The sequence below is a fragment of the Bifidobacterium sp. H6bp9 genome, assembly GCF_032193695.1.
In the GTDB taxonomy this organism is placed as follows: domain Bacteria; phylum Actinomycetota; class Actinomycetes; order Actinomycetales; family Bifidobacteriaceae; genus Bombiscardovia; species Bombiscardovia kimbladii.
Map to the genome: position 1 here is coordinate 785,335 of NZ_JASTZY010000001.1, position 25,763 is coordinate 811,097.

General features: G+C 60.0%; 13 protein-coding genes and 1 riboswitch. Of the genes, 3 read left to right on the forward strand and 10 right to left on the reverse strand.

The annotated features are described in order from the left end of the window. Window positions 1–43 precede the first annotated feature (43 nt). Entirely contained in the window at window positions 44–1,534 is a 1,491-nt protein-coding gene (locus QRX40_RS03265) for an amino acid permease (protein ID WP_313836243.1), read from the reverse strand. A gap of 302 nt (window positions 1,535–1,836) precedes the next feature. On the opposite strand from QRX40_RS03265, the gene QRX40_RS03270 reads away from it, so the two are divergent. Further along, window positions 1,837–3,294, forward strand: coding sequence for an amino acid permease (locus tag QRX40_RS03270; protein ID WP_313836244.1), 1,458 nt, complete (start codon window positions 1,837–1,839; stop codon window positions 3,292–3,294). Window positions 3,295–3,403: 109 nt separating this feature from the next. On the opposite strand, the gene QRX40_RS03275 is transcribed toward QRX40_RS03270, so the two are convergent. The 7 genes from QRX40_RS03275 to QRX40_RS03305 form a co-directional block, all read right to left on the reverse strand. Beyond that, complete coding sequence (locus QRX40_RS03275; RefSeq protein ID WP_313836245.1) at window positions 3,404–6,778, reverse strand: endo-alpha-N-acetylgalactosaminidase family protein; 3,375 nt, start codon at window positions 6,776–6,778, stop codon at window positions 3,404–3,406. A gap of 38 nt (window positions 6,779–6,816) precedes the next feature. After that, the gene (locus tag QRX40_RS03280; RefSeq protein ID WP_313836246.1) at window positions 6,817–8,289 is read right to left on the reverse strand and encodes a UDP-glucose--hexose-1-phosphate uridylyltransferase; all 1,473 of its coding nucleotides are present in this window, start codon (window positions 8,287–8,289) and stop codon (window positions 6,817–6,819) included. Then, the gene (locus tag QRX40_RS03285) at window positions 8,289–9,374 is read right to left on the reverse strand and encodes an aminoglycoside phosphotransferase family protein (protein WP_313836247.1); all 1,086 of its coding nucleotides are present in this window, start codon (window positions 9,372–9,374) and stop codon (window positions 8,289–8,291) included. The genes QRX40_RS03280 and QRX40_RS03285 overlap by 1 nt, the downstream gene beginning before the upstream one ends. Window positions 9,375–9,402: 28 nt before the next feature. After that, window positions 9,403–11,568 (reverse strand): 1,3-beta-galactosyl-N-acetylhexosamine phosphorylase, encoded by a 2,166-nt coding sequence (gnpA, locus tag QRX40_RS03290; protein ID WP_313836248.1) that lies wholly within the window; start codon window positions 11,566–11,568, stop codon window positions 9,403–9,405. Between the two features lie 65 nt (window positions 11,569–11,633). Continuing rightward, window positions 11,634–12,569, reverse strand: coding sequence for a carbohydrate ABC transporter permease (locus tag QRX40_RS03295; protein ID WP_313836249.1), 936 nt, complete (start codon window positions 12,567–12,569; stop codon window positions 11,634–11,636). Next, on the reverse strand, window positions 12,566–13,522 hold the full coding sequence (locus QRX40_RS03300) for a sugar ABC transporter permease (protein ID WP_313836250.1): 957 nt from the start codon (window positions 13,520–13,522) through the stop codon (window positions 12,566–12,568). Before QRX40_RS03300 ends, QRX40_RS03295 begins: the two co-directional genes overlap by 4 nt. Window positions 13,523–13,665: 143 nt before the next feature. Next, on the reverse strand, window positions 13,666–14,991 hold the full coding sequence (locus tag QRX40_RS03305) for an extracellular solute-binding protein (RefSeq protein ID WP_313836251.1): 1,326 nt from the start codon (window positions 14,989–14,991) through the stop codon (window positions 13,666–13,668). A 311-nt stretch (window positions 14,992–15,302) separates the two neighbouring features. After that, a riboswitch (Lysine riboswitch) is annotated at window positions 15,303–15,481 on the forward strand. Window positions 15,482–15,577: 96 nt separating this feature from the next. Between QRX40_RS03305 and QRX40_RS03310 the strand changes: the two genes are divergently transcribed. After that, window positions 15,578–17,053, forward strand: coding sequence for an amino acid permease (locus tag QRX40_RS03310; protein WP_313836253.1), 1,476 nt, complete (start codon window positions 15,578–15,580; stop codon window positions 17,051–17,053). A 204-nt stretch (window positions 17,054–17,257) separates the two neighbouring features. After that, window positions 17,258–18,763, forward strand: coding sequence for an amino acid permease (locus QRX40_RS03315; RefSeq protein WP_313836254.1), 1,506 nt, complete (start codon window positions 17,258–17,260; stop codon window positions 18,761–18,763). A 63-nt stretch (window positions 18,764–18,826) separates the two neighbouring features. On the opposite strand, the gene QRX40_RS03320 is transcribed toward QRX40_RS03315, so the two are convergent. Both QRX40_RS03320 and QRX40_RS03325 read right to left on the reverse strand, forming a co-directional pair. Then, complete coding sequence (locus QRX40_RS03320; RefSeq protein WP_313836255.1) at window positions 18,827–22,540, reverse strand: family 43 glycosylhydrolase; 3,714 nt, start codon at window positions 22,538–22,540, stop codon at window positions 18,827–18,829. A gap of 29 nt (window positions 22,541–22,569) precedes the next feature. After that, entirely contained in the window at window positions 22,570–25,743 is a 3,174-nt protein-coding gene (locus QRX40_RS03325; protein WP_313836257.1) for an immunoglobulin-like domain-containing protein, read from the reverse strand. Window positions 25,744–25,763 lie beyond the last annotated feature (20 nt).

Below are 25,763 nucleotides of genomic sequence, written 5' to 3' on the forward strand. Positions count from 1 at the left end.
ATAGCGTTTTGAGGCCATATAATGCGCCCGCGCCCGCAGACGGTCAGTCGCCCGGCAACGGCTCGCCCCTGTGCTTCCACAGGCAGATGCCGCCGAAGACCAGCAGCCAGACCAATCCCAGTATGGCTGGATACCGGGTGTCGGGAGCCAGGAAGAGCGAGAGATAGATCAGGACGAAGAAGGCGATGGCAACGGCCCCGGTCACCCGGTAGGCCGGCATGATGAACCCGTCAGGCATGAAGTCCGGGCTGGTCCGGTAGCGACGGTGAGCAAGCAGGGTCAGGATGTAGATGAAGATGATGACCGCGCTCGAGCAGGAGGTGAACAGGACGAAGGTGTCCTCGAAGCCGGGCAGCAGATGCAGCACCGGAGACAGGAGGATCAGCACCCCGGACAGGACGATGGCCCGGGCGGGCACCTTGCCGCGGCGCGAGATCGTATGCAGGCTGCGCATCACCGGAGAGTGGCCGGCCGCGGCCAGCTGGAAGAGGTTGCGGCCGGCGGAGTAGAGCAGGGAGTTCAGCGAGGAGCTGGCTGCCGTGATGACCACGAAGAAGACCAGGGCGGCCGCCCAGTCGACCCCGGCGTAGCGGAAGACCATGACGAATGGCGAGGTGAAGCTGCCGTCGGCGTTGGGGCGGAAAGAGCGCCAGGGCACGATCAGCATGATGGCGACCAGGGCGCCCACGTAGAAGATCAGCACCCTCAGGATGATCTGGTTGATGGCCTTGGGCAGGACCTTGCGGGGATTCTGGGTCTCGGAGACGGTGACCCCCACAAACTCGATCATCTCGTAGGCGAAGAAGACCATCTGGAAGCTCATGAAGAAGGCCATCCACCCGTTGGGCGCCAGGCTCAGGCCGGTGGTGATGTTGTCCAGGCCCGCATGGCCGGCCGGGCTGATCCGATCCTGGCCCGGCATATGAACGGCCGGATAGTGGAAGCCCATGATGACCATGACCACGGCCGTGACGATCATGGCCAGAATCAGGGTGATCTTGATCATGGAGAACCAGAACTCGGTCTCCCCGAAGACCCGCACGGCAATCAGGTTGATGCACACCATGGCCGCCAGGAAACAGAGCTCGATCAGACCCCGCCAGGCACTCAGATCAATGCCGAAGGTGCCGAAGAAGGTGACGAAGTAGGTGCCCACGGCAGTCAGCTCGGACATGCCGATCAGGATGAGCACGATCCAGTAGGACCAGCCGGCGAAGGACCCCCACCCCTGGCCCAGGTAGCGGCTGATGAAGGCGATGAAGGTGTGCTGGACGGGACTGCGATACATGAGCTCGCCGATGGCCCGCATGAGCAGGTACATGATCAGCCCCACCCCGATGTAGACCAGGATGATGGAGGGACCGGTCAGGGCTATGGACTTGCCCGACCCCAGGAAGAGCCCGGTGCCGATGGTGCCGCCGATGGCGATGAACTGTACATGACGGTTGCTCAGACCGCGTTCCATGCCGTCGCCTGCCGAGGCGCTGTCACCTTGATCCTGCTGCGCCAAAGGGCCATTGCCCGTACGGTTCATGCGACTGCACCTCCTTGTCTTCACAACCCATTAATCATCGCCGTCCAGGAAGGGGTATCCCATCAAGGCCGGTAGGACAGCAATACCACAGAGGTGTCGATAACCGGGAGCAGACGGCAGGCACCGACGCCTATGGTAGGGCCTGACGGTCACCATTCGGTGAATTGACCATCTCATATGGCGGACGTCTCTGTTCCACAATGCAAAGGCATGCTCATTCCGCTCGGATCGGCTCCTATAGGGTTGGCCCTGTCAGCCGGTCACATTCAGCTGACAACTACCACCTAAGGAATGACATCCCCATGGATCAACCCAAGGAGTCGCAGGGCAAGAACCTGCGCAAAACCCTGAAGAACAGGCACATCCAGCTCATCTCGCTGGGCGGCGCCATCGGAACGGGACTCTTCTACGGGTCCGGGGAATCCATCTCATTGGCAGGGCCGGCCATCATCATCGCCTATCTGATAGGCGGTCTGGCCATCTTCATGATCGTCAGGGCCATGAGCGAAATGAGCGTGGAAGACCCCAAGTCCGGCGCTTTCAGCTACTACGCCACCCGCTACTGGTCCAAGCGTGCGGGCTTCGTGTCGGGATGGAACTACTGGATGAACTACGTCCTGGTATCCATGGTCGAACTCTCCGTGGTGGGCACCTTCGTCAACTTCTGGTTCCCGGCAATCCCCGCCTGGGTCTCTGCGGCCTTCTTCCTGGTGGTCATCACAGCGGCCAATCTGATGGGAGTCAGCAAGTTCGGCGAGTTCGAGTTCTGGTTCGCCATCATCAAGATCGCGGCCATCGTCGCCATGATCATCGGCGGCCTGGCTGTCGTGGTCATGGCCCTGCCCACGGCCAACGGACTGCGGGCCTCCTTCGCCAATTGGTTCACCGTGGGCGGCGGGTTCCTGCCCAACGGACTCATGCGTCACGGGGCCAATGGCCAGTGGACCGGTCTGCTCATGTCGCTGGCGGTGGTCATGTTCAGCTTCGGCGGCACCGAGCTGATCGGCATCACCGCCGGAGAGGCCTCCGATCCCCGCCGGACCATCCCCAAGGCCACCAACGCCATCATCTGGAGGATTCTGGTCTTCTACATCCTGACGCTTGGGGTGATCATGGCCGTAGTCCCCTGGAATGCCATCGGCAAGCCCAACGCGCAGGGGATGGTCGTCAGCCCCTTCGTCCAGATATTCGACTCGGTGGGAGTCCACGCGGCCGCAGGCATCCTCAACTTCGTCTGCCTGACGGCGGTCATGAGCGTCTACAACTCGGCCCTCTACTCCAACTCCCGCATGCTCTTCTCCCTGGCCCGGCAGGGCAATGCCCCCAAGTACCTGAGCCGCCTGTCCAAGGGAGGCGTACCCTACGCAGGAGTGCTGACCTCAGCCTGCATCATCGCCCTGGCCGTGGTCGTGGTCTTCCTCTGGCCGCAGTTCGCCTTCAACTACCTGATGAGCATCGCCACGATCTCGGCCATCATCAACTGGTCCATGATCATGGTGACCGAGATGCTCTTCCGGCGTGCCGTGGCACGAGGCGAGGGGCCGGGCGACCTGGCCGGCAAGACCGGGAAGGAAGCCCTGGATGCCCTCCACTTCAAGCTCCCCTGGGCCCGGGTGACCCCCTGGCTGGTCCTGGCCTTCCTGGCCATGATCGTGGTGCTCATGTGCTTCTCGTCCAGCTACCGGGTGGCCGTCATCGCCGGGCCCATCTGGTTGATCGTCCTCCTGACGGCCTACCAGCTGACCCAGCGGCGAGCCTGAAATGGACGAATCAATATAAAGCGCGACCGGCTGTTTTGCTTAGTGTGGCCAAGAACAAGTTAAGGAAATCGACCATGCAACCCCTCCTTCTTGACCCGGGAATCTCTGACTAGAGACTGGTAATCCGCAGATTGTCGACAACCAGATCCTGGTAGCCAGCCATGTTGGCCTCCGAGCCGTTGCTGCCTTCCAGATCTGGTTGCCTGTCGGTGGAGTAAATGCCGAACCAGGTATCGCCATTCGGATCGCCAGTTAGCTCGAACTCGCATTTGGCAGTGACCCCCAGAGCCTTGTGCAAGGGATACAGGTTCAGGTCCTCACCGGAATACTCGCCCCTTCCTGTTGCCAGGGCGTATATGCCGTCTGATCCGCACTGGTAATCGAACGAGACCCTGTAGTGTCGGCCCGGCGCAAAGGGGACGTTCTGGGGAATGGTCTGGAAGAGGAGAGCGCGTCTTCCAGTCAGACCGTTGACTTTCAGAGACCAGTTACCCTGGAGGACATCATTCATCCTTTTGACCGTCCATCCGGCCTGAGTGAAGGGCTCATGCAGCTGGGCCAGGTGGATTCGGTTGTCTTCCACCCCTTCGGCCCCAGCTACCACAAAGGGCCAAATCCCCTGGACGTTATCCTCGAAGTCACAGGTAAGCTCAGCCAGATGACCGTCCTGGTCCAGGCTGATGCCGTCATAGTCGTTCTCGACCAGGCGAATGTCGTCGACATACGCGACACCATCCCCTTCATGGGCCAAGGCCAGACGGGTCTGCTCACCCTTGGGCGCCGTGAAGAAGAGATAGGCATTCTGAAAGTAGCTGCTGCCGTCAATCGTTGGAGCATCAGTGTTATGGGCGTAAGCCTTGACATAGTTTTTGGCAATGCTCGGGCCGCTCATATTGCGAGCCAGCACCCCACCCTGGTCCGCCTCCACACTCAGCTCGACCTGGCCGCCACGGTTGTCAAGCCCTAGATAGAGGGCATACCGTCTGCCTGGCACCAGGCTGGTCAGGGGTTGCACAGCACAGACCGAACCCTCAAGCCGGAGCATGGAATTGGCGCACTGGCCCTTGGTGATCGAAGCACGACCGGTCCCCTCCACGGACCAGACCGACTGGAACAGCCTTTCACCGCCGTTGAACCCTGCATCCACTAGATGCTCTCCCGACCAGTCCACCTGGACTCCCCGGCCCGTATGACGGCAGACCAGGTAGGGTGTTCTGGACTTGGCATCCAGGGTGAGTCTGCCCTGCACCACCGGAATCTCCTTTGGCTCCGATCTACCCTGGTCGGTCAGCCGGTAGACGATGACAGTAGAGACATCGCTCCACGATTCCGGGAGTTCCCAGGTGGTTGAGCCGCCAGCAGCATTCCAGTGGTAGAGCTTCTGCTCGTCTGGATCAAGCAGGTCCCCTGTATTGGCATCCCAGACCCAGGGCAGCAGATATGCCCCTGCGCCGGTTCCAGTTTCAATCCCAGGCTTGTCGGCCTTGGGGTCGTTGGCCTCCAGATCACCGACAAGAACCACGCGGCCATTCAGTTTCATCGTGCGCTCGCGGTAGGCGGGTGATGCCTGCTCATCGGAACCCCTGGAGATAATCAGTCTGTCACCTTGATCATTGACCAGCTCAATCTGTTCATTGCCCTGATTCCTGGTCGAATCATGGACGGAATCGACGTTGATTGGGTCGTTGTACCAGGCCATGATTCTGAAGTGCTGGATGAACTTGGTCGAGAGGTCGCAAGTGTAGAGGTTATCCATATAGGCATCGAAGTCGTTGCGCCCCTGCCAGCCCTCGAAGTCCTTCATGCTGTAGCCGCCCAGGAGCGGGGCGTTGGCTGCGCCTCCGAAGGCTCGGTGATCACCTATCCAGCTGTCTTTCTGGTGGTTGCGCAGAAAGCGCATGACCTGGGAATTCTCACCTTTGTCGCGGGGGGATCCATAGGTCAAATCCAGGGACCAATGCTGGAAGGTGGCGTCATACTCGTTAGCCGAAGCGTACTCCGTGCCAACCCCCCACCCGTTATCGGTCAAAATCTTCGAGAGCTGCCTGGTTTGCCAGGAATCCTCCTCCCCCGAGGTCCCATCGCCCCAGACATCCACGTACACGAAGTCCATCCTGTCACCGACCTCGCGGGCGAGGGCGGCAAAGCGCTCCCTCCTGGCGCCCGAGGCCAGGTCGTAGATGCCATCGATGCCCACGGTCTGGTCCAGCCAGTTCCAGCCGTAGCGGAGACCACCCTTGTCGTCCCTGCGAATCATGTCTTCAGAAAAGGCCCTGGCCTCGGGATACATCTCGTCCACATTGACATGGACGCCAAACCGGGCCCCGTAGGCCTTGCCCCTGTCCATCAAGGTATTCATGTCCTTAACTCCGCCGATTCGTCGACCAATGTCGTCGTAGTCCGGATGGCCGGAGTCATGGCCCTCGTTGCCATATCCCTTGAGAAGAACGGACTGACCTAGGCCATCGGTAGCCAGGGCAACCCGCTTGACGTTATCCAAGGTCGTCATGAAGGGATTCTGGGCCTGAGAGCCGAAGTTCATGGCTATGCGTCGTGCCACCTGGTCCGGGATGTCATCAGAACCATACGGATTGTTCATGATGTGTCTGAAGGCGATGGCACCATCCTGCCAGTTGACCACCCCGTCATCATTCAGGTCTCCGGCCAGAGCCACGGCCATGGCGGGCTTGTCCGTCTCCCCGACCGTATAAGAACGTCCGTGGGAATCCTGGACCACCCGGTTGTATATCCAAGGTGCGCTGGTCAGGCCGAGGATGGTGACTCCGTCCACCTGGTCGCGAACAGTCATAACCCTGGTGTTCTGCGCGCCACCGGTTCCCGTTTTGCTGGCAGTAGTCCCATCGTGCTCGGAGTTGCTCCAGAGGCCGGCGCTGAGACCATCTGCAGAGAGGAAGCCATACATGTAGTCATGCCCAATGGGATCCTCCTCCATCTGCTCGGTGACCGCCCGGTGCACATCACCACTGATGGAGACGTCCGCAGACATGCGAGCGCCAGTAAACTCCGCATTCGCCTGAGTACTCGCCACGGAAATCAGACATTGACCGGGGAAGGCCACCGTCTGAACTGGATGGCCAGGTCCAGCCTGGTTCCCAATCGAGAGCACCTTAAAGCTTAGAGAGGCATCCTCGACTGAAATACGGACCGCCAAAACCGCATCGATCCTCTGACCTGCGGCGGTCACATGGAGTCGATAGACCAGACTGGTCTGATCCTCCCGCTCCAGCTGCACCTGGTCAGGACCCAGCTCAATCTCGATGCCGTTGATGGCCACCAGACGCAGATCCCGGACCTGCCCAAGCATGGTTCTTTCAGCCTGAGGCGTCTTCAACCGATAGTCGATCACCGAAGGAAAGTCGGGCCTGAGGCGCACTTCCATTACTTGAGTACGCAGGGTCTCCCAAGAGTCCGTGGCGCCCGGCCTCGCGATCGGTTGGTTTCCGCCCATGATTGTTCCGCCCATCGGTCATCCCCTGTCATTGGTGTTATTCATCTACGCCACTACCGGCAACCCAGCCCCCGCAGGAATCCCTCGGTCTGTTCGGGCCGCTTAAAGACTGCGGTGTTGCCCAGGATCCGGGCGCAGACACTGCCGATCTCACTCTTAAGGGCCTCATGGACCTGATCCGGATCATGCGACCCCTGCAGAGTCTTGGTAATTTCGCCATACTCCAAGCTGAAGTCGGCTACTTGTTCGGGAAGCCCGGTACCTGCCACCAGGGCCTTCTCCAGGCAGGCAAGCTGGCCGACCAGCCTTCCGGGCAGGACGAAGAGCCCCTGGGCCTCGATCAGCCCGATGGGTTCCTGCTTGACCGGATAGAACTCCGGGTGCACGTGGAAGATGCCATCCGGAAACTCCGGACTGACACCGTTATTACGCAGGATCAGACTCATCTCGTAGCCTCGGTCGGTTTTGACCAAGCTGGGCGAAAGGGCTGATTGCCGCCCTTCTGGTCCCTGGCTGGTGATGTTCAGGTCCGGGTTGTCGTAATCCACCCAGGCCTGCCTGATGGTCTCGCTGACCTCGATGATCTCCTGCCGTGACGGCGAAACCACTCTGACCACGGTCCCCGGCCAGTCCAGAATCTCGATAGGGGTATCAGGGTGGCCGTCCAAGTGCAGGGTTCGCCAAGCCCCGGCCTGATGCATGGGCAGGCGTTGTCCTCCGCCCTGATAGTGGTCATGGGCCAGAACGGATCCGCCAATGCGGGGCAGGGCGGCGTTGCAGCCTAGGAAGTAGCCGGGAAAACGGTCCACGAAATCCAGCAGGTTCCCGAAGCTGTCCTTGTCCACATGCATGGGGGTGTGAGCAGCGTTGACACAGATGCCATGCTCGCGAAAATACCCATAGGGCGAGAACTGCCAGAACCAGTCATGCCCGCCCAGAGTCAGGGGGATGGTCCGCAGTGTGCGCTTGTCGCGCCCGGCGAAGCCTTCATTTTCATGGCAGATGGTGCACTTTGGATACCCACCTGCAGTGCTGTTGCCTGCCGCAGCCTTCTTCATATCCTTGAATTCCGGCTTGGCCAGGTTGATGGTGACCACCACGCCCCCGGAGGAGAAACGAGGGTTCCTATCCAGGCGGGACTTCTTGATATAGGTGTTCCTGACACAATAGTCGTAGAACCAGTGCATGGCGGCCGTACCACCCCGGGCCCTCTCCACCTGCGCGAAACGCCGCTGCAGATGAGAAGGCCTGGAGGACAGGATTCCCATAACCGTATCTGCCATGGAGGGGGCATCATCCTGAGCCATAAGCCCAGTACCCACCAAGGCCCGTATAAAGGACTCCAGAAGATCATCGACGCCGCCGGAAGCGGGATCAGCAGATCCATCCCCGGAATCGTAGGAGTCCAAGGAGAAAAGCGCCAGGATCTGATTGCGAGCCCAGTCGACATCGGACGGGTCCAGGTCCAGACAGGCACAGGCGTACCCTATCAGAGCGTCAATGCTCCGGTAAACCCGGTTCAGCATCAGCCCCTCACCTCTTCGACCACTTGGGCGGTCATCTCCTGCATTTGAGCATCGTCAGCCTCCATCTCCTCAACCAAGCGCATCTGGGTATGGGTCCGCACCAGATTGTGCTCCGGGTAGGCGGTGGCGAAATAGGTGTCGCCCTGAAGGTAGTCGGTCAGAAAGCGCATGCCGCACTCCAGGGTCATAATCCTGCAGGAAGCCGGGAAGAGGCTCAGCTCCCGGTCCACGGCCTTTCTGGCCACGGCTCCCAGGAACCCTTGAGCATAGGCACGGTAAAGATCGGGGTTGAAATGAACCTTATCCAGATCACGCTCATCCTCCAGGGCTGTCGAGGCGCCGAAACGGATGGAGTCGCCGAAATCGAAGAGCATGGATCCAGGCATGATCGTGTCCAGGTCAATGATGGCCCTGGCCTTACCGGTGGCGGCATCCATCAGGATGTTGTTGAGCTTCGTGTCGTTATGGGCGACCCTGAGTGGAATGGATCCATCGGCCAGCCCTTCCATGATGACCGGGTACTGGTCGGCACGTTCCACGTACCAGCCGATCTCGGCCCGGCAGGTGGATGCCCTGCCTTTGATATCTTCCTGAACAGTCCGTTTGAAGGTCTCGAACCGTTTGGGGGTGTCATGGAAGTGGGCGATGGTCTCGGTCAGCTGAGAGGCATCGAAGAGCGCCAGGGAGTTCTGGAAGCGTCCGAAAGCCTGGCCCGCCTCCTGGAAAACATCTGAGCTGGGGACCAGATCGTAGGAAATCGTGTTCTCGATGAAGGCATAGACCCGCCAGGCCCCACTTGCCAGCTCACAGTAGGTATTGCCCTCTCTATTGCGGATAATGTCCAGGGTCTCCTGACCCTGCGAGCGCAGGAATTCGGTCACCAACTCGATGTTGCGCATCAGGGAGGCCGTATCGGGGAAAACCGAAGTGTTCATTCGCTGCAGAATGTAACGACGCTTGTCCGTCTGTATCAGATAAGTCTGATTGATGTGCCCGTTGCCATAAGGCGCAATGCTCTCCACACGCCCTTCGAGGGGGTAGTGGGCGGCAACTGCGGCCAGCTCCTGATCCTGAACCGTCGTCATAATAGCCCCTTTCCTGCCGAAACTGCCCTTATGCCTGCTGCCAGACCATGGCGCTGGGTTCCAGGACAATGTCTCTGACCTGGCCATCTGCCTGACGAACGCTGGTCTCCTGGGGCAAGTCAGTGTTGTTGACGACGCAGTAGACATCCCCCTGTGGGAAGTAGGCCACCTCGCAATGAGGATTGGTGCAGCTCCAGTCCCTGTACCGGTCCTCCCGCCCACTGGCATAGAAGAGGATCCGTTCAAGAAGCCTGGCATTGACGGCCGAATAGGGCAGTCCGGAAAGGTAGACCCCACGGCCCATACCATACTGGTTGACCGCCAGCTGCACCTGACCCTGGTCGGCCCTGAGCAGGGTGACATCCTCGTTGATGGGGTAGGTGTTCACTACGGGCTCTCCGAAGTCCGCCTTGCCGTCCTCGGGCAGATCGGCGGTGATGAAGTGCCTCTCTGTGACCTTCGGGAAGTACTTGTCTACCGAAAGGGTGTGGAAACGCTCCTGATCAACCCCGAAAACGTCGGCTAATTGGAAGAAGCGCCCTTCTCTTTCCAAAGCAGTCGGCTGGCCTATGCCGACCAGGGCCCCTCCCCCGTCGACCCAGGACCGCAGGATCTCCAGCAGAGCGGGATTCTTCCAGACTTCGCCACCGCTGAAGGCCGTATCGGCCGGACCACCTGTGATGATCACATCCAGGTCATGATCCACGCCGTGGGCCAGAATGTCGTCGAAGCTGATAAAGCGGACGTTCACCCTCATGCCTGACAGTGCCTCCAGAACCCCGTAGTAGGAGTAGGTCTGCTTGTTGGGCAGGGCGTGCGCCACCGTGTAGGCCATCCAGGAGCGCATGGCGCCCCAGGAATTCAGCACCGCCACATTGAGCTGGCCCTGGGCCGCCCTCCCCTTGGTCCTGTCGTGCAGATCGCGGAACTCGTCTGCGATGCGCGCCACGGTCTGAACGAACTTGGGGAACTTGGCCGCCAGGGATGGGTAGCCACCGTAGCCCATGCGCGATATGGGGCTGCGCAGGATGGCCCTACGGGCCTTGCGCCAATTGTCCAGTCCCTCGATACTGGGATCGTTGCCCTCATGGAAGGTATCTGGGAAGAAGTAAGGCAGGAAACGACCTTCGGTGTAGCGGACCCCGGGAATATCGGAGATCATGCGCAGGGTGGTGCCGTCGCCCACGGATCCGACCACAGCATCCAGACCCAGCTTCTCGAAGCCCGGCTTGTAGGGCTCGGTGCCGATCCACTGGTCTCCCAGGAACATCATGGCTTCCTTGCCTGCCTGGTGGGTCATATCGACCATGGTCTTCACGTTCTCCCGCACGAAATCCGAGAGGAAATCGATCCAATCGCGCTGTGCCCTGCCAGGAACGCAGAAGGAGGAGTTGTAGCTGCCCTTGTTGATGAAGTCCTCTGGACGAAGACGGTAACCGTACCGGGTCTCGAAATCGTCCAAGGCCTGGGGGGAGACCGTGCAGGCATATCCGAACCAATCCACCAGCTTCTCCCGGTGGAGCTGGTCGAAGATCAGCGTGAACTGGTAGAAGAAGGTGGTGAACCGGACCACGTCGGTCGCCGGGTTCTCATCCAGCCACTGCCGATAGGCATCCATGACGAACTTTCGGGTGGCAGGGTGGTAGATGTCCAGGGGAATCTCGTGTTCCTTGTCGCCCCAGTCGTTGGTCAGGTGGTTGTACATTTCGACAGGATCCCAGATGATGTAGGCCAGGAAGGATGCCGTGTACTCATGCATAGGGGTGGCCCCGGTCACGCGAACCAGGTCCTGATCCGGATCCAGGCTCCACTCCGACTGGTCCAGGACCCTCCCGGCGGTGCGGTCAATGACCTCCCAGTACCGGTGGGGGTCGGCATCCCTGTTGGGCCTGAGCTGCTGGTCGAAGTAGCGGTCCATCAAGGGAATCTGCACTTGGTCTTCGTGGGCCAGTATGCGCTCAGACATGAGGTAGACCTGTGGAGTCTCGTCCATGTGCTTGCAGATCCACTCGTTGTGGGCGCGAGTAGGGAAGTAGGCGCTGTACACCTTCATTCCTAAGTTCAGCAGCTCCTGGTCCAAGCGGGTGCCGTCCGAGTTACGAATGGCATCCGCGCCCCAGAGCTTGGCCAGCTGTTTGGTCTTTTCGGCAAAGTTCTCTTCGCCCGGCAGGGTAAAGCGCCCGGTCGTGGTCATCGAATCAAATCTCCTTGGAATATCTCGTAACGGAATGACTGAAAACTGTGTGCAGCCTTGGACCCTTACTCCTTGACAGAACCGGCGGTCAGTCCAGCCTGCCAGAACCGCTGCAGGCAGAAGAAGAGGATGATCACCGGCAGAACACCCAGCAGCGACCCCATCATCAGCGCCCCTCGATCGGTAAAGACCGGCAGAGAGACCAGACCATAGAGGCCCAGGGTCACCGGGAAGAGGTTCTCACTGGAGAGCATCATCAACGGCAGGAGGAAGTTGTTCCAGGTGGCCACGAAAAGGAAGAGGAAGATCGTCACCATGGCGGGCGCAAGAATCCTCAGCACAATCGTGAAGAAGATCCTTGCCTCACCAGCACCGTCAATCCTGGCCGCCTCCAGAAGCTCGGTAGGGACCGAACTCTGGGCGTATACCCTTCCCAGGAAGAAACCGAATGGCGAGACCGAGCAGGGGATGATCACCGCCAGCATGGTGTTGCTCAGATGCAGGGCATTAAAGATGGAGTACTGGGGGATGGTCATCAGCGCCGAAGGCATCAGCAGGGCGGACATGGCGATGGTCATGACAACGCCCCTGCCCCGGAACTGGAACTTGGCTGTGCCATACCCGGCCATGACCGAAACCACCGTGCCGATCAGGGCGGAGACCCCCGAGTAAATCAAGGAATTGAAGACCCAGTGCCAGAACTGTGAATGGGTCCAGCCCAGGAGAATCGAGTAGTTTGTGGCCACCGCCTGGGGAATCTTATTCAGGTCGACCGCAAACCAAAGGCCGTTGCTGCTGACCAGCTGGGAGGGCGACTTGGTAGAGGCAATGATGGCCCAGTAAATGGGAAAGAGGAAGTAGATCAGGGCGAAGACCAGGACCACGATGGTAGTGATCTTGACCACCTTGGTGGGCCTCATGGAACGGGGCAACTCATCGGCCTTCTGCTTGAGGAGCCTCTCCTGCTTTTTTGCGAGGCGTGCGGGATTGGCCGAGGTCATGATTCGTTCACCTTCCTCTCGATGTATGCGTAGAGGGCGGCAAGGACCCCGGCAATCAGCGCCATGACGATTGCGATGGCTGAAGCCGGGCCGTCACCCTTGGGGGTGAGGATGCCTCGTGATGTGTTCATGGCCATCATCATAGGGGTGTAGGAGTTCGATATGCCCTTGTCGACGGTCTGCATGACCTGGGGCTCGTTGAAGAGCTGGATGCTGCCGATGATGGACAGGAGCATGGCTAGGAGGGCGGCCCCCCTGACGTTGGGGAGTTTGATCCTCATGGCGATCTGGAAACCGTTGGCTCCGTCGATTCGGGCAGCCTCGTAGAGGTCACGCGGGATGGCCTGGAGGGCTGCCAGGAAGATCAGCATGTTGTAGCCCGTGAAGGTCCAGGTGGTGATGTTGGCCATGGAGGCGATCAGAGCGTTGGATGCGAAGAAGTTGACGTGGATTCCTATGGCTGCCAGGCCCTTGACGATGGGCGAGAACTGGTCGTTGTAAAGGAATACCCAGATGATGGCCGCGATCGCGCCCGGGATGGCATAGGGCAGGAAGTAGCCCAGCCGATAGGGGGTGACATGCTTGACGATGAAGGAATCCAGAAGCATGGCCAAAGCCAGGGCTGCGATGATCATGACCGGGACCTGGATGACCGTGTAGATCAGGACCCTGCCGATGCCGGTCCAGAAGGCTGCGGAAGTGACTGTAAATCGGAAGTTCTCAAACCCGACGAACTTATTGATCATCTCGCCCCCGCCGTAGGCGCCGCCGCCCGAAGCCACCTGCTGGAAGAAGCTCATATAGACGGCATAGGCAATGGGTATGATGAAGACAATCGCAAAGAGGATGCAGAAAGGCATCATGAATGCCCAACCTGTCCGCTCGTTGCGTTTGACGATCTCGGATCTCCCCTTCTTCTGGGCCCCTGCCTCAGCTGCTGTTCGATGGCTCATGTGAATAACCCATCCTCTCGGAACCTATAAGGCGAGCGACCTTCCAGCAGGCGGGGAACACGGGCCACAGACCCGGGTTCCCCAACCTGGTGAGATTGTCAGGGAAGGCCTCCCTGCTGTATCCGCCGAAGAGCGGTTACCGATCAATCCTTGGCGATCGGAAGGCCATAATCCTTCAGTGTGGCAAGAGATGTCTTCTGTGCCGCATCGAAGGCATCGGAGACCTTGGCTTGACCCTTGCCAGCCTTGTCGGCAGCCTCGCCAACGGCGCTGCTCACCGCGGAGAATCCGGGCATGTAGTTGAAGGAGCCCATGTTGGCATTGGCCTTGGCGAACTCCGCCATCACGTCCTGCCCGCCGAAGAACTCGGTCCAGGACTGGGGGGTCTTGGCCTTCTCTGTGGAGGCCGCGACGATCAGACCCTGAGAGGTCAGATCAGGCACCTGGGTGTTGAACCAGTCCAGGAACTCCATGGCTTCTGCCTTGTGCTTGGTGCCCTTGATGGCTGCAACGCCCGAACCGCCGTTGGGCCCGGTCTTCTCGCCGTTCTTGAACCAGTCGCCGATCTGGGTAACCCTCCACTGGCCCTTGCCGGCATCACCGATCCAGTCCATCATGATCGGGGCGTTCCAGGCAGCGTCAATGGTTCCGATGATGGAACCGTCATGGAAGGCGCCAGCGAAGGAGGGGTCGGTGCTGGGGGTCAGGTTCATTGCCTTGGCATCGAGCAGCTGCTGGTAGAAGTCGGCCGTGGCCTTGGAGCCGGGCGTGTCAACGTTGACGACCCACTTGCCGTCCTTGATTTCGTACCAGGGAGATGACGCGCCTGACAAGGCGGAGAAGGCCATGCCTGCACCATCGGGCTGGTAGGTCATGATGTACTTGCCCTGAGCCGCTGCCTTCTTGGCCGATTCGATGAATTCCTCGGCCGTGGTGGGAACCTTAATGCCCAGCTTGTCAAATTCAGTCTTGTTGTAGTAGTAAACCATGGGGCCGGTATCCTGGGGCAGGCCGAAGACCTTGCCGTCCACGCTCATGAGCTTGTTGGGGCCCTCTGCAAAGTCTTTGGAGTACTTGCCGGCCTCTGCGGTGACATCCTCGACGATGCCCTTGGTATAGACCTCAGGCAGCTCAGCGTAGCCCACCTGGGCCAGATCGGGAGCATTGCCGGCCTTGACGTCGGTCTCCAGCTTCTTGATCAGGTCGCCGGGGCTGCCGTTAAACTTAGTGGCCTTAACCTGGATGTTCGGGTGATCCTTGTTCCACCTGGCCACGGTGTCCTTGACCATGGTCATGCCCTGCTTGTCAGGAAGACGATGCAAGTATGTCAGTTCGACCTTGCCGCCCGACTTGGTGTCACCGCTCTTGTTGGCATCGGATCCGCCGGAGGACCCGCACCCGGCCAGTGCCATGCTTAAGGCCGCGACTGCAGCCATGGCCGCCATTATGCGTTTGTTGCTGGTTCTCATCTAGACTCACCCCTTCACAAAAACATCATTGTCTTACCTCGAAGTTCACATTCAGTATAGCAGTACTTATTTGCAAGGATAGTTTATTAATTCAATTATAAGAAATGTAGATTTAGCAAAGCAGTGCTAAACCACGGGATTTTGATTTGATTACCTTCGTTCACAATTGATATCGATCTATTGGATCCAATGCGTTCTAAGCGAGAGTAGTGATTTGCGGTAGCGGCGCTTTCGACGACTTCACCCTATGCCCTATAGGCGAGCGATCCGGCCTTGTCTGAGAATCCATCTATGCTTACCCGTAATTGCAAAGCCACTGAAGAGGTCGCCGAACCTATCAGTAACCGGGATCAGACAGTGCGGTGTCGCCTATTCCCGGCGAAAGGAAGTCCGGCCGAAACGGTTCGGATCCGCCCATCCGACCCGTTGGGCCCGGGTCGAACAGGTCCGGGACTGTCGCAACCAGATGTTGCGGAGCGCTATGTGCAGTGTCACAGACAGGCAACCCGCCTGGATTTCGCCTGAGCGGAACCGGCCGGAACCGTCGTCATAGGGCTCTCAGGTCAGTTCGAGGAGAAGAGCAGCCATGGCGACCAGGCAGGGCGGAAAGGTCAGCCCCTCCGCATCCGACGACCGGGTCCAACGCAACCTCAAGACCCGACACGTCACCATGATCGCCCTGGGCGGCTGCATCGGCACGGGCCTGTTCATGACCTCCGGCTCCACTATCGCCAAGGCCGGACCGGGAGGCGCGCTGGTGGCCTACGCGGCCATGGGCCTCATGGTCTACTTCCTGATGACCAGCCTGGGCGAACTGGCCACCCACCTGCCCACTTCCGGCTCCTTCGCCGCCTACAACGCCCGCTACGTGGATCCGGCCCTGGGATTCGCCATGGGCTGGAACTACTGGCTGAACTGGGCCATCACCGTGGCTGTGGACATCTCCACCGCCGCCCTGCTGATCCAGTACTGGCTGCCCCACACCCCAGGATGGATATGGAGCCTGCTGGTCCTGGTGGTCATTTTCCTGATCAACGCCCTGACCGTGTCCACCTTTGGCGAGACCGAGTTCTGGCTCTCCCTGATCAAGGTGGTGACGGTGATTGTCTTCCTGGTCATCGGTCTGGCCATGATCTGCGGCATCATGTTCCGCCCGGCCGTGGGCCTGGGCAACTTCACCTACAAGGATGCTCCTTTCGTGGGCGGATTCCCCGCCATTCTCAACGTCTTTTTGATTGCCGGCTTCTCCTTCCAAGGCACCGAGCTGATCGGCGTCACGGCCGGCGAGTCCGAAAACCCCGGCAAGGCGGTCCCCAAGGCCATCAATGATGTCTTCTGGAGGATCCTGCTCTTTTATATTTTGTCCATCTTCGTCATCGCTGCGCTGATCCCCTACACCAGCCCTAATCTGCTGAGCTCCGCCGAGGGGGACATCGCCATGTCGCCCTTCACCCTGGTCTTCCAGCGGGCCGGCCTGGCCTCGGCGGCCAGCGTCATGAACGCCATCATCCTGACCTCGGTCCTCTCGTCCGCCAACTCGGGGGTCTACGCTTCCACCCGGATGCTCTACGCCCTTGCCAAGGACCATTACGCCCCGGCCTTCTTCGGGCATACCACCCGCCACGGCATCCCCATGGCCTCGCTGGTCGCCACCCTGGTGGTCTCCCTGGCCACCTTTGCCGCCAGCATCTTCGGCCAGCGGATCTACATGTGGCTGGTGGCCGCTTCGGGTCTGACCGGTTTCATCGTCTGGATCGGCATCGCACTCAGCCACTATCGCTTCCGCCGCGCATGGGTGGTCCAGGGCCACCGGGTTGAGGAGCTGCGCTACCATGCCAAGCTTTTCCCCCTGGGGCCCATCCTGGCCCTGATTCTGTGCATCATCGTCATCGGCGGGCAGAACATCGAGGCCTTCGTCAACTGGAACTGGCAGGAGATCGGCGTCACCTACATCAGCGTGCCCCTGGTGCTTGCGCTCTACCTGGGCTACAAGATCCGATACCATACCCGTATCGTTCCCCTGAATGAGATGGATTTGAGCGGGGATCCAGAATCGCTATGAAAGATTTGTCAACTAGCATGACACATTATGACCATGGGAGCTGGAAAGCCACACCAATGGCATAGACTCCCTAAGCGTTCGAGGACCGGCTCAAGGACCCGGCCATATGAATCTGTTCCGGCATCCAGCCGGCATATCAGGAATCGCAATTTCAGTACGACCCCGGACTCCCCGGTGCGTCGCCCAGCCAAAAGGAGGAGGATCATGACGCGGAACACCAGCAATGCAGCGTCGAACACCAATCAATCCGACCGGGCCGGGCAAGAGCATCATGGCTACGGCAGCGTCAAGCGCAACCTCAAGACCCGCCACATCTCCATGATCGCCCTGGGCGGCTGCATCGGCACGGGCCTGTTCATGACCTCCGGCTCCACCATTTCCACAGCCGGCCCCGGCGGCGGACTTCTGGCCTACATAGCCATGGGCGTCATGGTCTACTTCCTGATGACCAGCCTGGGCGAGCTGGCCACCCACCTGCCGGTGTCGGGATCCTTCGCCGCCTACAGCGCCCGCTACGTGGATCCGGCCCTGGGCTTCGCCATGGGCTGGGACTACTGGCTGAACTGGACCATCTCGGGTGCCGTGGACATCTCCACCGCCGCCCTGCTGATCCAGTACTGGCTGCCCCACACCCCGGGATGGATCTGGAGCCTGCTGGTCCTGGTCATCGTCTTCCTGATCAACGCCCTGACGGTCTCCGCTTTCGGGGAGACCGAATTCTGGCTCTCCCTGATCAAGGTGGCCACCATCATTGTCTTCCTGGTCATCGGCATGGCCATGATCTGCGGCATCATGTTCCAGCCGGCGGTCGGCCTGAAAAACTTCACCTACAAGGACGCCCCCTTCGTAGGAGGGTTCCCGGCCATCATGAGCGTCTTCCTGATCGCCGGCTATTCCTTCCAAGGCACCGAGGTGGTGGGCGTGACCGCTGGCGAGTCCGAAAACCCCGGCAAGGCGGTTCCCAAGGCCATCAACGACGTCTTCTGGCGGATCCTGCTCTTCTATGTGCTGTCCATCTTCGTCATCGCTGCCCTGATCCCCTACACCAGCCCCAACCTCCTGGGTGCCTCTGACGGGAACATCGCCATGTCGCCTTTCACCCTGGTCTTCCAGCGGGCCGGCCTGGCCTCGGCGGCCAGCGTCATGAACGCGGTGGTGCTGACATCCATCCTCTCGGCCGTCAACACCGGGGCCTACGCCTCCAGCCGCATGCTCTACGGACTGGCCAAGGACCACTATGCCCCGGCCATCTTCGCCAAGACCACCAAGAGGGGCATCCCCCTGGCGGCCCTGGTAGCCACGGTCTGCATGTCCCTGGCCACCTTCGCCTCCAGCATCTTCGGCCAGTCCTTCTACATGTGGCTGGTGACCGCCACTGGACTGACCGGCTTCATCGCCTGGATCGGCATCGCCCTGAGCCACTTCCGCTTCCGGAGGGCCTTCAAGCTCCAGGGGCACGACCTGAGCGAGCTCAAGTACCACTCCAAGCTCTATCCGCTGGGCCCGGTCCTAGCCATGGTGCTCTGCGTCATCGTCATCGCCGGACAGGACATCCCCTCCCTGCTCAGCCTGAACTGGTCGCACATGGCCATGACCTACTTCAGCGTGGTCCTGGTCCTGGTCCTCTACCTGGGCTTCAAGTTCGTCAACCATACCAAGATCGTGCGTCTCAAGGACATGGACGTGTCCGGCGCCGAATCCGCCCGCTGAAGCAGAAGGTGCCCCGCAGATGATCTGTTCCATCCGCGGGGCACCATCAGGCCAAGCCCAAGCCTAGGCCAACGACGATGGCTTCGACCTTCTGACCGGAATGGCCACCATCAAGGCCAGTGAGACCATAAGCAAGGCCGCCAGGCTCACTGCAGCGACATCCGCTCCGGTGGAGGACAAACCGCCGCTCCCGACTGATGCATCACGGCCAGGGTCGTGACGACCATTTCCGCTGACACCGGCAGAGATCAGACTGGTACCTTGTCCCAGACTGCCGCCTTGCGTTCCATTTCCGCCCGGTCCGCTGAGGGGAACCAGGGCCTTGATAGCCTCCTGAAGACCTTTCAGCGCCTGATCAACTGCCGCCTGGTCGGCATTGGGATCGTCATAGACAGCCTGTGCCTGCATTCGAGCCGCAGTGAAAGCCAGCCAGGAACCGGACTCGTATTTGCCCTGGTCCAGACCATCGGCCTTCTTCAAGGCAGCAGAAAGGCCGGATTTGTCGACTTTGACCGAGGAATCAACCACCTTGACCCGGACTTTCACATCAGGGTGGGCGAGCTCTTCATTCGCATCCATGTCCAGCACCGGCAGGCCATCTGCTGCCCAATGGACCCGGCGCACGAAGGTATCCCGCCCGGAATAGTTGCGGTAGCCATCCGTCTTGTTGGCGTATGCGTGGAAGACGTAGATCTGATTGCCGTCCTCATCCTCGCTCCACATGCCATGGCCGGTGCCCAGCTGCCACTTTCCGTTGAAAATGCCCGAGTTCTGGATGGGGTAGTTCAGATTGCTCCAACTGGCTGGATTGGTCAGGTCGGTATTGCCTGATCCGTCGGCCACAGCCATGCCGGTGGTGTAGGTCTTGCCGACCGAGGAACCGGAATACATGAGATAGAGCTTGCCCTGGTGCAGGGTTACATTGGGCCCCTCGGCGATTGTGGCGTTCCAAGCGTAATCAGGAGCGACAATCCTCACCGGGTCGGTGGTGACGTGAGCAGGGTCGGCAGGATTCATCCTGGCCAAATAGGTAGCGCCCAACTGCTGCCAGACATAATAGGATTGTCCCTTCTGATCCTGGAAGTAGCTCATATCCAAGGACATGCCGACACTTCCATCAGCGGCAAGGGCCAGGGGACGCCCGTCGGAACGAGTCACAGCTCGCGGCCGCTCCCAGTTGGAAGCGACGGTCGGGTCGAGGTCATGACCTCCGGCATCCTGCTTGAGCTGCATATAAACCGCCTTGCCATTGGTCCACTGGTTTCCGTATCCAGCCATGAACAGGACTGTCAGCCTGCCATTGATCTCGTGAATCTCAGGCGCCCAGAAGCTGTGCATGATCGGCTGCCCCTCTGCATCGGGATCCCCCGCCTTAAGGATGATATGCTCCTTGGCGTTGTACCCGTTGGCATCAATCAACCCGGAATCCTGGCCAGGGGTGTCAGCCAGATCGGCAATGGCATCGGCCATCCGCAGAGGCATATGGGGACTGCCATGCTGCCAGGTGCAGTCTCCTTCAATGTCATTGGTGGCGATCATGAGGTACTTGGTGTCCACCCGTTCGTGGCCGTCCACCTGCCGCTTCCACTGCCACTTGTAGATGGAGGGATCAGCGCGCTCCTCGGCGAAAGGAACCTTGTAGGAGGTCTGGCCGATGGTGCCGGCGACCTCATATTCCCCGACTTTGTCCAAGTCAAGATGGGAGGTATCCCAGTCTTTGATGGGCAGCGAACCCGTGGAACCGTCGGAATAGGTCAGTCGAGCGGTTTTCGGCAGCTTCAATCCGTCAGCCGAACTCCCTTTGGTCACGGTGATGTCCTTGAAACCATCCACACCGGTGTTGGTCAGACGGCCGAATCGGGTTTGCAGGGCCTTGACACGGTCCAGGTCAATAACGATGGACGAACCGTGGCGATAGTCATCAATACCTTGAACCTCTGACGCCGGTTGACTGCCGCCGACCGTGGCGAACCGCCCGACATGGACAGGCCCATGCACGGAATCCTTGTCCTTGAGCTCAGCAAAGCTGGTGTACTTGGGCACTCCGTTGTCGTCATACCACCCGATCATGGTGGTCTTGGATGCCGTATCGTAGACCCCATAGGGGCTGTTGACCCCGTTGGTTTCGCCCAGGTCAATCAGGCCTGCGGAGTTCGGGCTCTCCTCATAGGCAAGCAAGTCAGCGGACCGGGCAAAGAGCAGGCGGCCAGGACTGTCCGGCACATCCGTCCCCCGATTGGTACGCACGGAGAGGATTCCGTAGGACCCGTCCCCCATCATGAAAATCGAGGGATCCTTCAGGCTGCGCGCGTAGTCCCTGGTGTTCTGGTTGACGGGCTGCGAGGCGTAACCCAGCGGGAAGAAGATGCCATAGTTGCCGTTGTAGGGCTGGTACCGCCCCGAGGCTTCGTCCTTGAGGGCCAGATGCATGCTGTGCGCGATATCGCCGTTATTGGCTGTATCCGCCGAGGTCGCATTGCGGTCGTAGGCAAGGAGGGTGCTGGCCTTCGACTTGGGAAGGACTTTCACCTCGAAGTCTTTGACAATGGGATCGGTAACCCCCGCGGCGGCGATTCTGGCAGTGATCCGTCCAGAGACAGGCTTGTCGCCAGCTATGGAGACCAGGCCCCCGTCATGGATGGAGATGCCGGAAGCGGCCTGCAGCTGCAGGGTCGTATGATCCGGAGCTGCAGGAAGCTTGGCGCCCGAGGCGATCAGGGGCGGGATGACGTAACCGTCAGCCGCCTCCTGCAACCTTTCGGCCTTGGTCTTCGTGCTCGGTTTGACAGTGATGCGATAGCTCTTGCTGCCGGTCAATCCACGCACTGTGGTGGTAGCCGTCATGGTCACCGTTTGATCCTGAGCGCCGGAGGGCGGCTGGTTGACCATACCCGTATCAGTGATGACCGAAGGATCCGATGAGGACCAGGTTACCGTGCCGCCTGCTGTGGGCAGAGCCAGGTAGTCGCCGTCCACACTCTGGTCATGGAAGCCCAGGGCATCGATGCGTCCGTCCACCAGTTCGCTCCTGTGGATGTTGGCGTCGACAGTGCTGATGCTCCTGACCTGTCCAGCGTCCAAGGCCCTGCCGTAGACGCGGAAGTTGGCCACCTGGCCCTTGAAATTCACATCCTTCCAGGGCGAGTGGCCGATGGTGTTGAGGCTCTGGTCACCAATGTCGGCAGTGGTGACGGGAACCTTGCCAGAGGCGACCTCCTCGCCATCGACGTAGAGCCTGGCCATGCCGTCCGACCCGTCCAAGGTGGCCGTCACCGACATCCACTGGTCGGCCCGGACCGCGCAGGAGCCCGACTGGACCAGATGCTCGATCCCCTTCGCCTTGATGCCCACCAGGGGCTGGCGTCCGAAGGCGCAGTTGAGGGAACTGAACAGGTATTCCTGGTTGGAGGCGTTGCCGATGTTCCACATGAAGTGGAAGCTCTTGAGCATGTCGGGATCCGCCTTGACCTCCATCTGGACGGTAGCGGAGGACTTGTCTGAAAGCAGATCCGCAGGCAGCCGAACCCAGCTGCCCCCTCCGTTCCAGTCCCCACCGGAAAGAACCAGGGATTGATCCTTCCACAGATCGTCTCCCGGGTTCTGCACCTGGGCTTGGCCAAAGGCGCTGCCAGGGGCGGTATTGGCGACCGTGCGCCCGTCCGATGGCTTGCTGGCGAAGGAGTACTCGGCCAGCAAATCGTCGGTGGGCAGGCTCTCAACAGCGCTTGCTGCTGCAGGGATGAAAGCCAACCCGGCCAAGGCGGTCGGAATCGCCATCATCCAGGCGATCATTCTTCCACATCGTTTCACTTCTGCTCATCTCCATCCATGGCTGATGCCGACCCCTGTCGACGGACGAAGAACCTGCAGACGGCAATGAGAACCAGACCCAGGCTTGCTGCCAGCAGGAGGCCTGGAACCTTCGACAGGTCCACACCTGTGGCGGAAAGGGAGGGACGGGCCTGTGCCTGCGGGTTCGCAGTGCCGGAAGAATTGCCGGATGATGAATGCCCCGGCTTCTGGGCGTTGTCCTTGTCGGGTGCAGGCTGGGCGCTGCGAATCTGGGTCAGTTTGACCTGGTAGGTCCTTGTGGTGGCCTTATCCGCCGCTGTGACCTTGATCGTCAGCATCCTTTCAGCTGATCCAGGAGAGTCCAAGGTCAAGGCGACAGTAGCCTGATCATCCGTAGCGAGAGCGGCGATGTCGGCTTCAGCCAGTCCAGGCAGGTCGGCGAGCGCCAGCGTGGCAGTACCCGCCAAGGCCTGCGCCAGATCCACTGGCTGGCCGGCCACGGTCAGAGACTTGAGGCTGGCGTCATTGGAGAGGACCTTGACCGTAACCTCCACGGGCATCCGAGAAGCATCCGCAGCGATTCCGCTTACTCGGAAGGCTCCGGGGTGGCTGTAGGAGGAAGGATCCACGGCATCCCAAGCCACCTTCACCTGCTCCTTGCTTCCGTCAGCCTTGGTCAGCTCCACCTGGGCAGGAAGGTTCGGCGTGGGATCCTGACCGACCTTCGTCTCTACAGACATGGCCGGAACCGAGGTGACCGCCACATGGGGCGCATAGGCCTCCAGGACCTTCTGATACTGAGCCCTGGTCACTGGCAGGACAGTGCCGTGCCGTGGTTTGCCGCCGTCCGTATTGGTCGGGAAGTTGGCCTCGGGCATCTTGTCGCCGATCACCTTCCACTGGTCGGCCTTGGATATATTGTTCGTGGCCATAGGCACATAGTGGTTGGGGCCGCCGTGGTAATTGGGCTGATCGGCGAAGAGGTAGTACTGGTATCCGTTGACATCCCCATCGTTCGCCCGGAAAAGGGATGGGCCTTCGCCGGCGCTGAAAGTACCGCCGTATCCGTTGGCCTGCCCGCCGCCGATGCGCTCCCCAACCATAGACCAGTCGTTGGCATCGCCGGATGCGGCGGTGGGATAGGATCCCGCAACCTTGGCCAGAAGGTCCTTGGACTTCTCCTGACGCAGCGTCATGGTCTTCTCGTCCTTATAGACGCGATAGTAGGTGCCATCCTTCTTCTGCACGGTGGCATCGATGGATCCCGAGCCGGGCTGACCCCTGCGGTCTACGTCGATCCAGACCTGGGGCTTGGAGAAGTTGATGAAATCGTCGGTGGTGACATACATCATCCGGTTGTAAGTCAGCGCGGTCCTTTCAGCCGGATCGGTGCCCGGATACAGGTTGGAGGCCCAGTAGACCACGTACTTGCCGATCTCAGCGTCGTAATAGGCCTCAGGCGCCCAGGTGTTGCCGGCATAGTCGTTGCTCACCTTGACATGCCGCTCCTGGGACCAGTGGGTCAAATCATCCGACTCCCAGATCTCGATGTATTTGGATCCGTTGGCCTGGGCACCCATGAAACCGCTCAGTCCTCCGGGGGCATTGGGGCGTCCGGATATCTTCAGATCGGTGGCCAGCATGTAGAACTTGTCGCCATCCTTGGACCTCATGATGAAGGGATCGCGAAGCCCCTGCTCGCCCTTGCTTGAGGTGAAGAGGGGCGAACCGTTGTTCAGCGTGTTCCAGTCCAGTGCATTGTTGCCCTTGGACGCGGCCAGGCTGATCTTCTCGCCGCCGACGCCCTCGCCGGTGAAGAATGCCCAGACATAGGCCTGATCCTTGGAGTTGTCGGCAGGCATGGGCTGCACCTTAAGGGTGAACTCCTTGACCAGCCTGCTGTCACCATGCCTGACCTCCAGGCTCAGGACCACAGTTGCAGCCGGCTTGCCAGCGGCGGGACGGTTGACCTTCACGGTCTTGGAAGAAACGTTGACGCCATCGACGATCACCGCGCCGACCGTTCCTGGATCCTTGACGGACCAGGTGAAGGAGGAGCCGTGCTCACCGAGCGTAGGTATGGAAACATTGGTTCGCACATCATCGGCATTCTCGATGGCCACGGCATCCAGATCAGCCTGCGCCTGCTCCTGATCGCTCAGAAGATGGGGAACCAAAACCTGATAGGCCTTGGTGCGAGTGACCCCGTTCAGGCTGAAAGTGGCCGTCAGAGTCACCTGCGCGTCCGGCTGCCCGGAAGCAGGCCTGTTGACAGTGACTGCCCCATCACTGGCCACGACCAGGGCTGTTGAAGAGGATGCCCAGTCCAGATGCACGCCCGAGAGGTCCGTGGGGAGGGTGAAGTTCTCACTCGCCTGAGCAGGGACTGCTACCGTCGGCATGATCTTCTCCAAGGCCTGGCTGGTATAGAGCCCCTTGACCCCAGCGGCATCCATGGCCTGATCGTAGATGGCGTAATCATCGACCTCGATCCTGCTCTTGGGATCGGGATAGGAGGATTTGCCCAGGTAAGCGACCAGATCCCCGTAATTGCTGAGACCGCCCATGGGTATGGAGTAGGTGGAAGAACCCAGCGGAGCGCCATTGAGATAGGAGCTCATCGTTCCTGTGGAGCCGCTGATGACCGTGGTGTACAAGGCCATGTCGTCAGTGGATTTGGAGCCTGATGAGGGAGCCCCGGTGGATCCTGGACCTACTTCGGTGCCCCATGGGGATTTGTTGGGCTGATTGGCGGTCGCTGTGGTCATTACCGCCTTGACCCGCCCCGCAGGGTTGGATGGGTTGAGCAGGAAATACCCTTTAGTGGTATCTGCGTTCCCTATGTAGGCCGCTGAAGTGTTCATGGAGCCGGAATTATTCTTCAGCCAGATCGAAACGGTAAGGTCCTGCTTATCCTTCAAAGCACTGGTGGGAATGACTACGTCCTGGGTGCCAGTCAGCACGAGACGGCCATCCTTGACGGAAGCATCACCTTCCAGAGTGGCGTCACTATGACCGTCAGAGCCCTCGTTGGCTATGGTCCGGCCGTTGGGGGCGGCATCGAAGGAATAGTGAACCAGCGGTTTCTCCCCCTCCTCAGCCGAGGCGGCAAGGGGCAGCAACGACCCCGATGCCAGTGTTGCACACCCTAGGAGCAACCCCAGGGCTTTCTTTCCATGTCCGTTCATTAACGGGCCTCTTCCTGTGT

Excerpts from the sequence above, each read along its gene's own strand:
- QRX40_RS03295 (WP_313836249.1), bottom strand. The coding sequence starts at position 12,569 with ATGACCTCGGCCAATCCCGCACGCCTCGCAAAAAAGCAGGAGAGGCTC.
- QRX40_RS03265 (WP_313836243.1), bottom strand. The coding sequence starts at position 1,534 with ATGAACCGTACGGGCAATGGCCCTTTGGCGCAGCAGGATCAAGGTGAC.
- QRX40_RS03325 (WP_313836257.1), bottom strand. The coding sequence starts at position 25,743 with ATGAACGGACATGGAAAGAAAGCCCTGGGGTTGCTCCTAGGGTGTGCA.
- QRX40_RS03285 (WP_313836247.1), bottom strand. The coding sequence starts at position 9,374 with ATGACGACGGTTCAGGATCAGGAGCTGGCCGCAGTTGCCGCCCACTAC.
- QRX40_RS03310 (WP_313836253.1), top strand. The coding sequence starts at position 15,578 with ATGGCGACCAGGCAGGGCGGAAAGGTCAGCCCCTCCGCATCCGACGAC.
- QRX40_RS03280 (WP_313836246.1), bottom strand. The coding sequence starts at position 8,289 with ATGCTGAACCGGGTTTACCGGAGCATTGACGCTCTGATAGGGTACGCC.
- QRX40_RS03300 (WP_313836250.1), bottom strand. The coding sequence starts at position 13,522 with ATGAGCCATCGAACAGCAGCTGAGGCAGGGGCCCAGAAGAAGGGGAGA.
- QRX40_RS03305 (WP_313836251.1), bottom strand. The coding sequence starts at position 14,991 with ATGAGAACCAGCAACAAACGCATAATGGCGGCCATGGCTGCAGTCGCG.
- QRX40_RS03275 (WP_313836245.1), bottom strand. The coding sequence starts at position 6,778 with ATGGGCGGAACAATCATGGGCGGAAACCAACCGATCGCGAGGCCGGGC.
- QRX40_RS03270 (WP_313836244.1), top strand. The coding sequence starts at position 1,837 with ATGGATCAACCCAAGGAGTCGCAGGGCAAGAACCTGCGCAAAACCCTG.
- gnpA (WP_313836248.1), bottom strand. The coding sequence starts at position 11,568 with ATGACCACGACCGGGCGCTTTACCCTGCCGGGCGAAGAGAACTTTGCC.
- QRX40_RS03320 (WP_313836255.1), bottom strand. The coding sequence starts at position 22,540 with ATGGCGATTCCGACCGCCTTGGCCGGGTTGGCTTTCATCCCTGCAGCA.
- QRX40_RS03315 (WP_313836254.1), top strand. The coding sequence starts at position 17,258 with ATGACGCGGAACACCAGCAATGCAGCGTCGAACACCAATCAATCCGAC.